This is a genomic window from Pseudidiomarina sp. WS423, from assembly GCF_050750165.1.
Lineage (GTDB): Bacteria > Pseudomonadota > Gammaproteobacteria > Enterobacterales > Alteromonadaceae > Pseudidiomarina > Pseudidiomarina fusca.
Genome location: NZ_JBOJLN010000013.1, coordinates 1 through 12980, shown reverse-complemented (window position 1 = coordinate 12980; position 12980 = coordinate 1). Strand labels below are relative to the sequence as shown.

The 12980-nt window shown below is 48.3% G+C and carries 11 protein-coding genes, 1 tRNA gene and 1 pseudogene; 6 read left to right on the top strand and 7 right to left on the bottom strand.

Annotation, left to right across the window (positions count from 1 at the left end; all coding sequences use genetic code 11):
* The first annotated feature begins 43 nt into the window (after positions 1–43).
* Positions 44–1150 (top strand): LPS export ABC transporter permease LptF, encoded by a 1107-nt coding sequence (gene lptF, locus ACQ661_RS10060; RefSeq protein WP_110076371.1) that lies wholly within the window; start codon positions 44–46, stop codon positions 1148–1150.
* Positions 1150–2220, top strand: coding sequence for an LPS export ABC transporter permease LptG (gene lptG / locus ACQ661_RS10055; protein WP_110076370.1), 1071 nt, complete (start codon positions 1150–1152; stop codon positions 2218–2220). The genes lptF and lptG overlap by 1 nt, the downstream gene beginning before the upstream one ends.
* Positions 2221–2241: 21 nt before the next feature.
* Here the strand turns inward: lptG and ACQ661_RS10050 are convergent, their stop codons facing one another.
* Entirely contained in the window at positions 2242–2784 is a 543-nt protein-coding gene (locus tag ACQ661_RS10050) for an RDD family protein (RefSeq protein ID WP_369742526.1), read from the bottom strand.
* A 188-nt stretch (positions 2785–2972) separates the two neighbouring features.
* Here ACQ661_RS10050 and ACQ661_RS10045 point away from each other — a divergent pair.
* The 4 genes from ACQ661_RS10045 to ACQ661_RS10030 all read left to right on the top strand — a co-directional run bounded on the left by ACQ661_RS10045 (position 2973) and on the right by ACQ661_RS10030 (position 6384).
* A tRNA-Leu gene (locus ACQ661_RS10045) sits at positions 2973–3059 on the top strand.
* A 551-nt stretch (positions 3060–3610) separates the two neighbouring features.
* Positions 3611–4504, top strand: coding sequence for a murein transglycosylase domain-containing protein (locus ACQ661_RS10040; protein WP_431668282.1), 894 nt, complete (start codon positions 3611–3613; stop codon positions 4502–4504).
* Positions 4505–4638: 134 nt separating this feature from the next.
* On the top strand, positions 4639–5949 hold the full coding sequence (gene guaD, locus ACQ661_RS10035) for a guanine deaminase (protein WP_431668271.1): 1311 nt from the start codon (positions 4639–4641) through the stop codon (positions 5947–5949).
* Between the two features lie 9 nt (positions 5950–5958).
* Positions 5959–6384, top strand: coding sequence for a DUF3010 family protein (locus ACQ661_RS10030; protein WP_431668270.1), 426 nt, complete (start codon positions 5959–5961; stop codon positions 6382–6384).
* Here the strand turns inward: ACQ661_RS10030 and ACQ661_RS10025 are convergent.
* The 6 genes and pseudogenes from ACQ661_RS10025 to ACQ661_RS10000 all read right to left on the bottom strand — a co-directional run.
* A complete protein-coding gene (locus ACQ661_RS10025; RefSeq protein ID WP_431668269.1) occupies positions 6381–6980 on the bottom strand; it encodes an ABC-type transport auxiliary lipoprotein family protein in 600 nt (199 codons plus the stop codon). The genes ACQ661_RS10030 and ACQ661_RS10025 overlap by 4 nt on opposite strands.
* A complete protein-coding gene (locus ACQ661_RS10020) occupies positions 6977–7906 on the bottom strand; it encodes an MlaD family protein (RefSeq protein WP_431668268.1) in 930 nt (309 codons plus the stop codon). The genes ACQ661_RS10025 and ACQ661_RS10020 overlap by 4 nt, the downstream gene beginning before the upstream one ends.
* A 1-nt stretch (position 7907) precedes the next feature.
* Positions 7908–8687, bottom strand: coding sequence for an ABC transporter ATP-binding protein (locus ACQ661_RS10015; protein ID WP_431668267.1), 780 nt, complete (start codon positions 8685–8687; stop codon positions 7908–7910).
* Positions 8688–9827, bottom strand: coding sequence for an MlaE family ABC transporter permease (locus ACQ661_RS10010; protein ID WP_431668266.1), 1140 nt, complete (start codon positions 9825–9827; stop codon positions 8688–8690).
* 2 nt (positions 9828–9829) lie between these two features.
* A complete protein-coding gene (locus tag ACQ661_RS10005; protein WP_431668281.1) occupies positions 9830–10774 on the bottom strand; it encodes a 1-phosphofructokinase family hexose kinase in 945 nt (314 codons plus the stop codon).
* Between the two features lie 173 nt (positions 10775–10947).
* Positions 10948–12858: pseudogene (locus tag ACQ661_RS10000) on the bottom strand (prolyl oligopeptidase family serine peptidase); the annotation flags it as partial.
* Positions 12859–12980: the final 122 nt, after the last annotated feature.

The following is a 12980-nucleotide window of genomic DNA, read 5'->3' as shown; positions in this document are numbered from 1 at the left end:
TCGCAGTATTTCCAGCAAAAAGCTATGTTAAGAGTGGTCTCTAGTGCGCATATTTCGCTATTTAATCGGTGAAACATTTAAGTCTCAAATCGCTGTGTTGGTGGTTTTGATGACTATTTTCGTCAGCCAGAAGTTCGTTCGGGTGCTGGCTGATGCATCGGCGGGCGAAATTCCAAGCAACATAGTTATTCAGTTACTTGGGTTAAACTTGCCCGCATTGGCTGCGCTAATTCTGCCCTTAAGCCTATTTCTAGGAATCTTGCTAGCACACGGTCGGATCTATGCTGAGAATGAAATGAGCGTGCTGCATGCCTGTGGGGTGAGCGAGTGGTATGTTACTCGTGTCACCTTAGTTGTGGCTGTTTTATTAGCCCTTCTAACCGCTAGCTTGACCTTGTGGTTGGTGCCTTGGTCGCTAGAACAAGAACGTGTCGTGGAAGAAAAAGCACGCAGCGAAACAGGGTTAAGCGTTATCATGCCAGGCCGTTTTCAACAGGCAAGCAACCAGAAAGCAGTGATTTACGTGCAAGGGCTAACCGAAGACGGCAGTTTAGATGAAGTGTTTGTGGCGCAGTCACTGCGAGATGAAAAGGATCAAGTGGTTGGTACTAGTGTCGTTATGGCCGACAGTGGTAGTGTTTTAGCGGCCGCTTCGGGAGCACAAACCTTAGTGTTGAACAATGGTATGCGCTACGCCCAGAGTCATCTAGAAAAAGAGTATCAAGTGATGCAGTTTGACGACTATCAACTGCAAATAAAGGAACAAGAAGGCTCAGAGTATATCCGTAAACTAGAAGCATATAGTACCGCCGAATTGCTGGCAGAAGATAATCCTGAAGCCCATGCTGAATTACAGTGGCGGATTGCTATTCCACTAGCAATGCCGCTGCTTACTCTGATTGCGGTGCCATTGAGTAGGGTAAATCCTCGTCAGGGCAAATTTGCCCGAATGGCACCAGCTTTGTTGATATATCTGGGATACTTTTTGATTTTAATGGCTGCCCGCTCGGCGGTAGCTGATGGTGTTATTCCACCGGTCGTTGGACTGTGGTGGATTCATATCTTATTGCTCTTGTTCGGTGTGATCTTGATTGGTAAAGGTCGGTCGTTAGGGCTCAAGCTCCTCGCTAGCTTACGAGGAGAACGTTAATGTTTTCTATCTTAGACAAATACATCGCTCGCTCCGTGTTAGTTACGTCATTGTTGAGTTTGGCGGTATTGAGTGGGCTATCTAGTCTGATTCGGTTTGTTGAGCAACTCAAATCAGTCGGCAAAGGCACCTACAGTGTGGCAGATGCGGGCCTTTTTGTGCTTTACAGTCTGCCGCGAGATATTGAGGTGTTCTTCCCTATGGCTGCTTTACTTGGTGGCCTGATTGGAATGGGAATGTTGGCGAGCAATTCAGAGTTAGTGGTGATGTTAGCTGCCGGGCGTTCTCGTTTAAATATCGTTGCTTCAGTGATGAAAGCCGCGGTGATTATGATGCTAGCAGTTATGGCTATGGGCGAGTGGATTGCACCGCAATTAGAATCTCATGGTCGAGAACTAAGGGCCCGTGCGATATCAGGCGGCAGCCTAATTTCTGCTCAACAAGGTATTTGGGCTCGCGATGGTCAGCGCTTCGTTAATATTGGAGAAGTTGAAGATACAGGACGGTTACGCAACATCACTGTGTATGAGTTTGACCAGCAACAAGAATTACAGGCCGTGATGCAAAGTGATTCAGCTATGTATCAGATTGATCGTTGGCGTTTACAAGGGGTTACCACCACCCGTTACGGATTAGAGCAGATTACTACTGAGCGCCGTGGTGAATTGTTATGGCAATCTAGCTTAACTCCGGACAAGTTAGGGGTGGTTACGGTAAAACCTGAGTCACTTTCTATTCGTGGACTGCTAGACTACTTAGACTATCTCACCAGTAATAGGCAAGCATCTGAGCGTTACGAATTGGCGTTATGGCGAAAAGTGCTGGCGCCTGTTACCGTAGCAGTGATGCTGCTGGTGGCGTTATCATTTATCTTTGGGCCGCTACGTTCTACGTCTATGGGCGCCCGGATTTTACTTGGTGTGATAACTGGTTTTGGTTTTCATGTCAGTAATGAGATATTTGGTCCTATGGCGCAGGTTTATCAAATGCCGCCAGTACTGGGGGCTCTATTACCAAGCTTAATATTTGCAATTTGGGCAATTTGGATGATGCAGCGCCGAGGAGCCTAGCATGGCGCTTCACTATCAAAACTAGAGTTCCTTCCAATAATACAACTGGTTAGCTTCTTTGGATAAGGTTACAAGTTCTGTCCCAGCAGCGTAATCATGCCAAGCTCGGCGATGTTTGAAATCTACGAGTACCCAAAGGTTACCTAGGCCAAAGCAACAAGTTAATACTCTAATCAAAGCTTGTTTTTTGGTAATCCGGTGGCCGTTGCGTTGTTGTACTTTTAGACGCCAAGCACGCATCCCAATAGTTTGTCCACTACGCCACCAGAACCAGCCAAAAAAGCCACCAAGCACTAGTAGTAGATAAATTTGATAAAACATGGATTGGTTCAACCAAGCGGCATGGTCCATCCCCGCTGGTAATTCTAACCAACCTAAGCTAGTGAGCAGTGCTGCGCAACCTAATGCTAGTGCAGACGCTAACATGATAATCGCAACCGCGACTAGCACATCATAAATCATGGCTGCAAGACGTCGAAAGAAACCAGCACTGGCAAACTCAGCATGAATTTGAGCAGTCGAGCGCGGTGCATCAGTAGGATTAGCATTAGCGGTATCGGTCATAGCAGTCTCTATTGGTAAATAAACGCTAATCATATTAACTAATATTCATCTCGCTGCCGAGTAAAACTGGTTGATTGGCTAGGATTTAGCCGATTGATTCAAGTTATGAATAAATCACTTGATTGGTTGCGAAGCATCAGTATAATGCGCTGCATACTTCAGCTAGCAACGCTAGTGCAAAACCCAGTGCCTGGGTGGCGAAATTGGTAGACGCAGCGGATTCAAAATCCGCCGTTGGCGACAACGTGTCGGTTCGAGTCCGACCCTAGGCACCAATCATTGCTTCATGTAATTGGTTGATTTATCAAAGTTAAACAGCTCAGGTTAAACCTTTTCTTAGTAGCTCCAATTCTCTCATCCGGTTCATATCCGGTTTTTTTGTGCCATTTCTGGCCCTATCTAATTCAAAGCATTTCAAACAAATGCAATCTATCACCAAGAGCACTACTTATTAAGGCTTAGCCTACAAGTGACTAACTTTCCGGTTTTTCCGGTTCTCCTCCGGAACTAGGGCGGCGATGGCCAGTGATTATCTCCGCTAGGTGGTTAAACGCGGTTTTAGTCAGTCTTCTGAGGTTCTCTGCTAACTTTTCCCAATCCTCGGTGGAGATGGCTAGGTTTGTCCCAATTGCATCTCTGGACAGGAATTCAGGATTCTTGAACCCTATATCAGAGTGGGCTATCAGTTGGTCTCTTAGCCTACAAATTTCACTATGGCATTGGAGGTCGTGTTCACTGTCGAAGATGTCGGTAGGGATTTGTCTGTAACGCTTTGCATGCTTTTCTTCACCAAGCGCAACTCCCTTGTTTTTGGTAAACGGGCGTGATGGTGACAACTAGCTTGAAAAACACCGATCTCGCTCGCGCCATTATCGACTTTGAACAGGGCTATTTACAGGTCGAGACTATCGACGAAGACGCACCGCGCACTATGTTGCAACAGGCCCTCGTTTTAACCTTACTGACGCCCAAAGATCTCACCGTTGAAGACATTTTTACCGACCAAGAGCCGCAATTGGGTGATGAACCGTTCTTGTACCAGCAAATTCTCGACCAAGACGGCGAACCCATTCGTTACGAGTGGCGCGCTGAACGTTTTGCCCAGTATATGATTAACAATCAATTCCGTCAGCGTCGCATTGACGGCCGACTGATTAGCTCAGTGCGGGTCAATTTAGTCGATAATCACTTGCACCTACGGCAACTCCAGTATTCCGACTCAGTTCTTCGTTACGCCAATGAATATGGCATTCCACCGACACTGGTGTACGCGGTGATTGAGGTGGAGAGTAGCTTTAATCCCTATGCGGTAAGCCATGCGAATGCACTTGGCTTAATGCAAATTGTGCAGGCGACCGCTGGTCGCGATGTCTACGAGAGGGTGAAAGGTTTGCCGGGGGAGCCCACTCGAGAGAACTTATTTAAACCGGACTACAATATTGATATCGGCAGTGCATATCTCTATTTGCTTGACGGTGTGTACCTCAATCAGATAACTGACCCACTGAGCCGTCAATATGCCAAAATTGCCGGGTATAATGGTGGGTCTGGTAATGTTTTTCGAGCATTTTCAAGCAATCGTGACGAAGCCTTGAGACGCATTAATAGCATGACGCCGGAACAGGTTTATCAGCATTTATTGCGCTATCATCCGTTTGCAGAAACACGTAATTACTTGCAGAAAGTTCGCGACGCGGAGCTACGCTACCGTTCAGCATAGTCATCATAACGCGAAGCTTTTCGGTCGCGTTAAAGCGTCACAGAAATACCTGTGAAACGGGCATGTTTGTGGGCTTTTCATGTATAATGCGCGGTTCGTTTTGAATTCAAGCTAAATACAGGATTGTTGCTGGTATGGGAAAGCGTGGTTTTCGTGCTGCCATTTTACATTGCTTAGCAGACCCCGCAGTTGCTGGTGATGCAGCGTGGGAATACTTTGCCGATGGTTTACTGGTGGTCGCAGACGGTAAAGTTGTCGCCGTTGGTGACTATACAGACTTAATGAGCTCGAAGAGCGCGAGTAACTCGATAGCTGCTTGTGCAGTGGTTGATTATCGCGATAAGCTGATTGTGCCGGGTTTTATCGACACCCATATTCATTATCCGCAAACTGACATGATTGGTGCCTACGGTGCACAATTGCTCGACTGGCTCGAATCCTATACTTTTCCGGAAGAAGCTAAGTTTGCCGACGAAAGCCATGCTCGTGATGTTGCTGAACGCTTTTTAAACGAGCTGATGCGCAACGGCACGACGACGGCGCTGGTTTTTGGCACGGTTCACCCGCAGTCGGTTGACGCTTTCTTCCAAGCGGCGCAACAAAGGCAACTGCGTATGATCGCCGGTAAAGTATTGATGGATCGTAACGCTCCAGAGAACCTGCGTGATACTGCTGAGCAAGGCTACACTGAGAGTAAGGCGCAAATTCAACGCTGGCATGGTAAAGACCGTTTATTGTATGCGGTTACACCGCGCTTTGCACCAACCAGTAGTCGCGAGCAACTGGACAAAGCAGGGGAGTTACTGCAAGAATTCCCAGACGTTTATCTGCATACGCATTTGGCTGAAAACGAAGCTGAAATTGCGTGGGTTGCGGAGTTGTTCCCAGAAAGTGAAAACTATCTCGACGTTTACGAACATTCAGGGTTACTTGGTCAACGTAGTGTGTTTGCGCACGGGGTGCATTTGTGTGACAGCAGCTGTGAACGTTTAGCGGCAACTAACTCGGTCGTCGCCCATTGTCCGACTTCGAATTTATTTCTCGGCTCTGGGTTATTTCCATTGCGGCGTTTGCAGCAACATGGTGTCCGGGTTGGTTTAGGTACAGACGTGGGCGCAGGGACTAGTTTTTCAATGCTACAAACTATGGGTGAAGCGTACAAAGTGCAGCAACTCCAAGGAGAGTCTTTGCCAGCGCTCGAAGCTTTGTATTTGGCAACGTTGGGTGGCGCTAAAGCGCTGTCGCTCGATCACTGTATTGGTAATTTCAAGGCAGGTAAAGAAGCTGACTTTGTCGTCCTCGACTTGGCGGCAACGCCATTATTGGCAAGTCGCACAGCACAGTGTCGAACGATACAAGAAACACTTTTCGTATTAAACACATTGGCCGATGATCGCGCCGTCGCCGCCACCTATATTCTCGGTGAGCAGGCCCAATTCAATTAAGGAGCAAGCATGCGTGTTTGTGGTGTAGAAATTAAAAGTAATGAAGCAATTTTTGTTCTCATGGATATGGATGACGGTCTAGTAGGCCTGCCAGATTGCCGCACGGTGCGCTTACAGTTGACTAAAGATCATGTGCAAGAGCAGATGCAAAAGTTTCATTTTACCCTGCAAAAGCTCATGACCGATTACAAGGTGCAACATGTGGTCATTAAAGAACGTCCGCAGAAAGGAAAATTTGCAGGCGCCGCTGTAGGTTTTAAAATTGAAACTGTGTTGCAGTTGCTCGACGATGTGCAAACCCACATTTTAAACGGGACTGAACAGAAGGAAATCCTTAAGCGTAATCCACTTGCGGTGGATTACGCTGATACTGGATTGAAAGGATTTCAACAAAATGCCTTTATGACCGCCTACGCGTTTGTCATGAAGCGTTAACGGCTCTCTTGAGTAAACAGCCATGCGACCATGTCGGTATAGACAGCCTGAGTCGCTTGGCTGAGTGCCGCTACTGCCGCCCCACTTGAATTATCTGTGACGGCAACCCGGGCATCAAACCGCTGCTGGGCACTGACACTGCGACCGGTCAACTTGATCAACCGTGCATCAAACTGAACCACTGCATACGAACGTCCATTGCGAGTTTCGATATGAAAATTACGCAAGGTGCCGGTCAGATCTAGATCGGCGGCGACGTTGTCAACATCACTACTGAGCTGAGAAAATCCTGGGTGCTGCGATAAGGCATCGGTTAGCCAATCGCGCCAGAGTACAGGAATCGCAGAGCTCCAACGTGTAGCTGAATAGGCGGAAAAACTTTGATCCGTATGTAACCGCAAAACCCGATTTCCCGCCAATAAATCCGTGACTAAGGGGCGACTAACACGCAACGCGGAAGGGAACTCCTGACTGCTATCGATGACGATGGTCGTCGCCGGATGTAGGCGGTAGACGTCGACGCTTTCAGCCTCGGGAAGAACCGTACAGGCACTCAACCAGCTGATACTTAGTAACGCAATCAGAGCGAGTCTCATGGCTTATACTCCTTCAGTTGTTCGCGGCCTAATAGGTAACCCGCTGGATCTTGGTCAATTTGTAACAAAATCATATTTACCGTGTGAATGGTGTTTCGCAACTCGCGAATGACTGGGCCAATTTCCGCGACGCCATCAAGTCCAGAGGCTACGGAACCTTCATGCTGAGCAACGAGTGTTTCAATGCGTTGGCTCATATCTGCAAGGCTTTGCATTGCTTCAGCGGCATTGGCCATGATAGGTTCACTTGGGCTGAGAATATTCTCATCAAAACGCTGCAGCGTTTGGGTGAGTTGTTCACTTGTGGTATTCAAGTTAGCCATTAAGGCACTCAAATCTGCGCCCAAGCTGTCACTTTGTTGTGCCAATGAACCACTGAGTTGGTCGAGGTTCGTTAAGATACTGGCAATGCGTTCGCTGTTCTCATCAGAGACTATATTCGCTGCGTTATTGAGGAAACTGTTCAGATTAACTAACAACTCTTCACTACTAACCCGTAAGCGGGTAAATGGACTTGGTTCGGCGACAAGAACTGCAATCCCACGGCTGTTATATATGTGTTCTTGCACGCTCTCGTCATTCACATATAGGTCTATGGCAGTGGCACCGGTCACATTAAGCAAGGCTAACCGAGCAGAAGTGTTTGGTGCGATGCGAACTTGGTTATCAACTAGAATACGCAATCGAACTTGATTCGGGTGGTTTGGGTCAAGCTGTAAATTCGCCACTTCGCCAATTCGAATGCCGTTAAACTGCACCGGGCTGCCAACCGACAATCCAGATACGCCATCGGTGAACACGACTTCATACTCGACAACGGCGCGCTCACTACCAGCCTTGGTCAGCCATAGTGTGAAAAATACAGCTGCCACAAGGGCAATCACGGTAAATAAACCAACAAAGAGATGGTGGGCTCGGGTTTCCATGTTACTCCTCCTGGTGCAAACGAGTTTGCGCCTGAATTGCTGCACGGCCGCGCGGGCCGTGGAAATAGTCTTGAATCCACGGGTGATTATACTCAGCCACCGTCGCCAAAGGTTCAGCGATAATCACACGCTTCTCAGCCAGAACGGCAACACGATCACAACTGCTATAGAGTGTGTCTAGATCGTGAGTTACGAGAAAAACCGTGAGGTCGAGTGCATCACGCAAGGTAACCAATAATTTATCGAAAGCGGCTGCTCCAATGGGATCTAATCCAGCGGTGGGTTCGTCGAGAAAAAGCACAGCAGGGTCGAGTGCCAAAGCCCGAGCTAACGCTGCACGTTTAATCATACCACCGGAAAGTTCAGCGGGATAAAGGTCAGCGGCGTGGGCTGGTAAACCGGTTAAAGCAATTTTCATGCGTGCTAACAAAGCAGCGTCGCGACGGCTGAATTTCGCATGTTCAATCAAGGGTACGCTAATATTTTCAGCGACAGTCATGGACGAATACAAGGCTCCCGACTGGAACAAAACACCAGTTTGTTTTTCCAACTGTGATTTCTTTATATCACGGACATTGGTGCCAAGTAGTTCGACTGTTCCTGCTGCCGGTGTTTGTAATCCAATGATACTGCGCAGCAGAACGGATTTACCGGAACCGGAGCCACCGACCACACCAAGAATCTCACCGCGATAGACGTCAAGATCGAGGTTGTCATGCACAACTTGAGAACCAAACTGATTGCGTAATCCCTGAATGTGGATAATCGATTGATTTGTCATTTACCACCCCATTTCCATGAAGAAGAGAGCGGCGAGGGCGTCAAACAAAATCACGATGAAGATCGTTTGCACTACACTAGAGGTGGTATGAATTCCTACAGATGTCGCACTTTTGCCGACTTTAAAACCCTCGAGGCAACCAATAATAGCAATGACAGCAGCGAAAATCGGCGCTTTACTCATACCAACCCAAAAGTGTTTGGCGGGAATTTCTTGAATAATATAAAGAAATTGTGTGCTGCTAATGTCGAGAGCGAAGAGAGCCACGCTGGCACCGCCAAGAATACCGAAAATCATGGCAACAAAGGTCAGTATCGGTAGCATGATCAGCAAAGCAATGAGACGCGGAATAACTAACAATTCAATTGGATTTAAACCCTGAACGCGCATCGCATCAATTTCCTGATTCACTTTCATGGAACCAATTTGTGCGGTGTAAGCACTGGCTGTACGCCCAGCGAGAAGAATTGCCGTTAGTAGCACAGCGAGCTCGCGCATGAAGCCGTATGCCACAAGATCCACGGTATAGATAGTGGCACCGAAATCTTGTAAAACCGTTGCGCCGAGAAAAGCCACGACCGCGCCAACCAAAAAAGTCAGTAAGGCAATAATGGGTACCGCGTGTACGCCAGAGTGCTGCATGTGATACACCAAGGACGTAACCCGCCAACGCCATGGCCGCAGCAATACACTGATGAAGGTGAACAGCGTTAGACCAATAAAGCCAAACAGACTATTGCTGTGTTTGATCTGGCGGATAACCTGCTCACCGAGTGTGGCAATGCCATCACCAAGACGATAAGGTCGAGGCTGCGGCGGTGCGTCCTTGGTAAGTGACGCACTTACAGTTAACAAGAGCGCCTGTTGCTGAGGTGACAAATTCGCGTTTGCTTGAATAGCTTCAGTAAGCTGATCGTGATCGAAAAAATAATGCAGCAGGCTAGCGCCGCTGCTGTCGATGGACTCTAACTCACTGGTCTCTAGTTGCTGCAGTGGTTGCTGTTTGGCGCTGTCGGCGTTCTTCGCGCGAAAGAACAGCAACATTGCCCTTAATAGCTGTGGATACTGATCGACCGTCCACTGACCACGCAAGGACAAGATTTGGTCTTCATGATGGTAACTGAAGGACGCTGTGGTCATGATTATGACTCCGTCCGTGGTGTATCGGTTTGCGCATATACCTCGGCAAGTTTGGCAAAATCGGTCAGTTGGTTGCCTTCGGTTTGCACTTTGGTACTAGCGGCAGCAATGCCATAACGAAAGGCTTCGCGTAATGGAGTGCCGCGCTGCAAATGAAAAACAAGCGCAGACACAAAGCTGTCACCGGCACCAACATGACTAACGATAGGGCTTGGCGGCGGCATAAAGTAATAGCGCTCGCCGTCCTTACTACAAAGCAGTGCACCGCCGCGAGCGAGCGTGACAATCAAAACATCCACAGCTCCTTTCGCTACTTCCTCTGCCATTTGTCGTTTCAATTCATCAATGGGTGCGTCAGTGGGGTAGCCAAGTTCGGCAAATTCGTAACGGTTTAATTTGGCTAAATAAGCGCCCCGATAAAGTGCGCCACGCAACGCACGCCCTGAACTATCAAGTACGACTTTTGTGCCTTGTGCGTTGGCTGCTTGGGTCAACTCACCGTAAAAATTATCTGGGACTGATGCGGGAATGCTTCCGCTTAACACTAAATATTCAGGGGCGGGATGTTGACCAACAATCGCCTGCTGGCAGGCGGCAAGCTCAGCGGCGGATAAGTCGGGACCTGGGAAAACGAAATGATGCATTGCCCCCGTGCTGCTTTCGGTAATGGCAAAGTTTTGCCGTGTTTCACTGGCTACGGGGACGGCTTGAAATCGGCATCCGTCGCGTTCTAGTAAGTGTTTGAGACGCTCACCATTGAGACCGCCAGCCGGAAAAACAACTAAGGTGTTGGTGCCTAAACGTTGAATATTACGAGCAACGTTAATGCCTCCACCACCTGGCTCTTCGAGTGCTTTGTTACAACGACTTTTAGTGTCGGCATGAATTGTTTCCGTGACCGCGAAAAGGTCGACTGCCGGGTTCATCGTTACACTCACAATGGGCACTGGCTGCAAAGCGAGCTCCTTGATTTCAGTAAGATTCTAATGAATATACTAGCTTACTTTGGCATCAGAGTGTAGTCATCTAAACGTATAGATTGGATAAAAAAAAAGCGCCGCGAGTTTAGCTGCGGCGCTTGGTTCGATTCAATTGGCGGTAATCAGCCGCGAGTTCGGGCTTAGCGAGCACCTGGTTGGGCAAATTTACCCATCCAGTCCTTTACTTCGTTGTACCAGTAAATCGAATTGTTTGGTTTCAAGATCCAGTGGTTTTCGTCTGGGAAATAAATCATCCGAGACTCGATGCCACGGCTGCGCAGGGTACGGAAAATCTCGAAACCCTGACCAACAGGAACACGGTAGTCAAGTTGACCATGGCTGACGAGTGCTGGAGTATTGAAGTTATCCGCATAATAGTGTGGTGAAATCTTTTTGTAGATTTCTGGGTTCTCCCAAAAGCCACCGAAGCGATCGGCATGAACGGCAAAATCAGCGGACATTTGCTAGTACATATTGTACACCGGCGCGTGAATCAACAAGGCATTAAATGGATGATCATGGCTGAGTAAAATAGAACTTAAATAGCCACCGTAACTGGCGCCACCAGCAACCATGCGATCATTATCAATCCAGTCCTTTTCCATAAACCACTCCGCTGCGGCAATCGTGTCAGCATAAGGGGCAGTTAACCAGTCTGGGTTAATGTAGTCCGTAAAATCCTGACCGAAGCCACTTGAACCATGGAAGTTATGCCATGCAGTCACATAGCCCCAGGAAGCGAAAGTTTGCGCGTTCCAACGGTAATGGAAGCCGTCGGTGATGGCGCTATGCGGGCCGCCGTGAATAAGCAAGAACAACGGATATTGTTTGCTCGCGTCAAAGCCAGGCGGATAGTGCACCCACATTTGGATTTCTTGACCGTTATAGCCTTCGTAGGTGACGGACTCATAGTGGCCTAAATCGACATCAGCAAGTAACTCGTCATTACGCGTATCTAAGCGTGTGACTTCGCCGCTCTCTGCATTGATACGAACTAACTGGGCAGGGTATAGGAAGCTTTCATTGGTGCCAACCAAAGTACCGTTATCAGCAATACTCAGACCACTAAAGTTAGTTGCGCCGGTGATTGCTCGCGTAGCGCCAGTGTCAGCATCAATGTGATAAACTCGAACTGTACCAGCGTCATCAATTGAGCCGAAAAAGCCTTGGCTATCTGGAGTCCACACTAGACCACCCACTGAACGATCAAAATCAGCCGTAATTTCTCGTTCATTGCCAGTTTCGAGATCATGCAAAATCAGATTGGTTTGGTCTGCATAAAATCCGACGATCCGTTGGCGGGTGAATGCCAAGGTTTTGCCGTCTGGACTAAACATCGGGTTGGCATCGGGTGCCGCATTGTCAATGGTCAAGTTACGTGCTTGGTCGCTACCCACTTCGGCGAGGAATAAGTCAATTTTAGGCACAACGCTGTCTGCGGTATCCGTAGTAAATGCAATCCAATTGCCATCTGGATGAACGTGAAAACCACCAACCCCTTTCATCGGATTGGCGAGCAAAGTCGCAGTCACAGCTTCGACTTCGCCACCCGCCGCAGGGATACGGAAGACGTGGGTCGCTCGCTCTTCATCTAACCAACGGTCAAAAGACGCGTAAGGAAGATCGGTCCACTTGTGCGCTGACACTTTGCGATTCTTTTGGGCAGTCAGTTGCTCTGACATCTGTTCCCAAGTTTTGTCTGGCCAGACGCTGCTCATGAAATAAATATAATCACCAGCCCACTGAATGTTGCTTACTCCAGTCGGCAAGGAAGTCAGCCGTGTGGCTTCACCGGGACCGTCCATCGGTAAAAGATAGACTTGACCCGCATCGTCTTTGTCGCGCTGAGAAATAAACGCAAGGGTATTACCATTCGGGGCAAACGTTGCGTTACTCGCGCGCAGGCCAGCGGCAGTGAGAGCACGTTGTTCGCCTTGCTCTGGGTGATACAGCCATAATTGTGATTGACCACGATCGGTGTCGAGATCATAACGTGTAATGGGTACGACAATTTGCTGACCATTAGGGCTGATAGTAGTGTTCAGAATTCTGTGTCATTTCGTTAAACTAAGCAAAAAGGACAACACTGCACTGAATCGTAAGCGTCCATTCTACGACGTATTGACGCCTTGCCAACCATCCTGACTAGACATCTTTCATGATCTGCACCAGC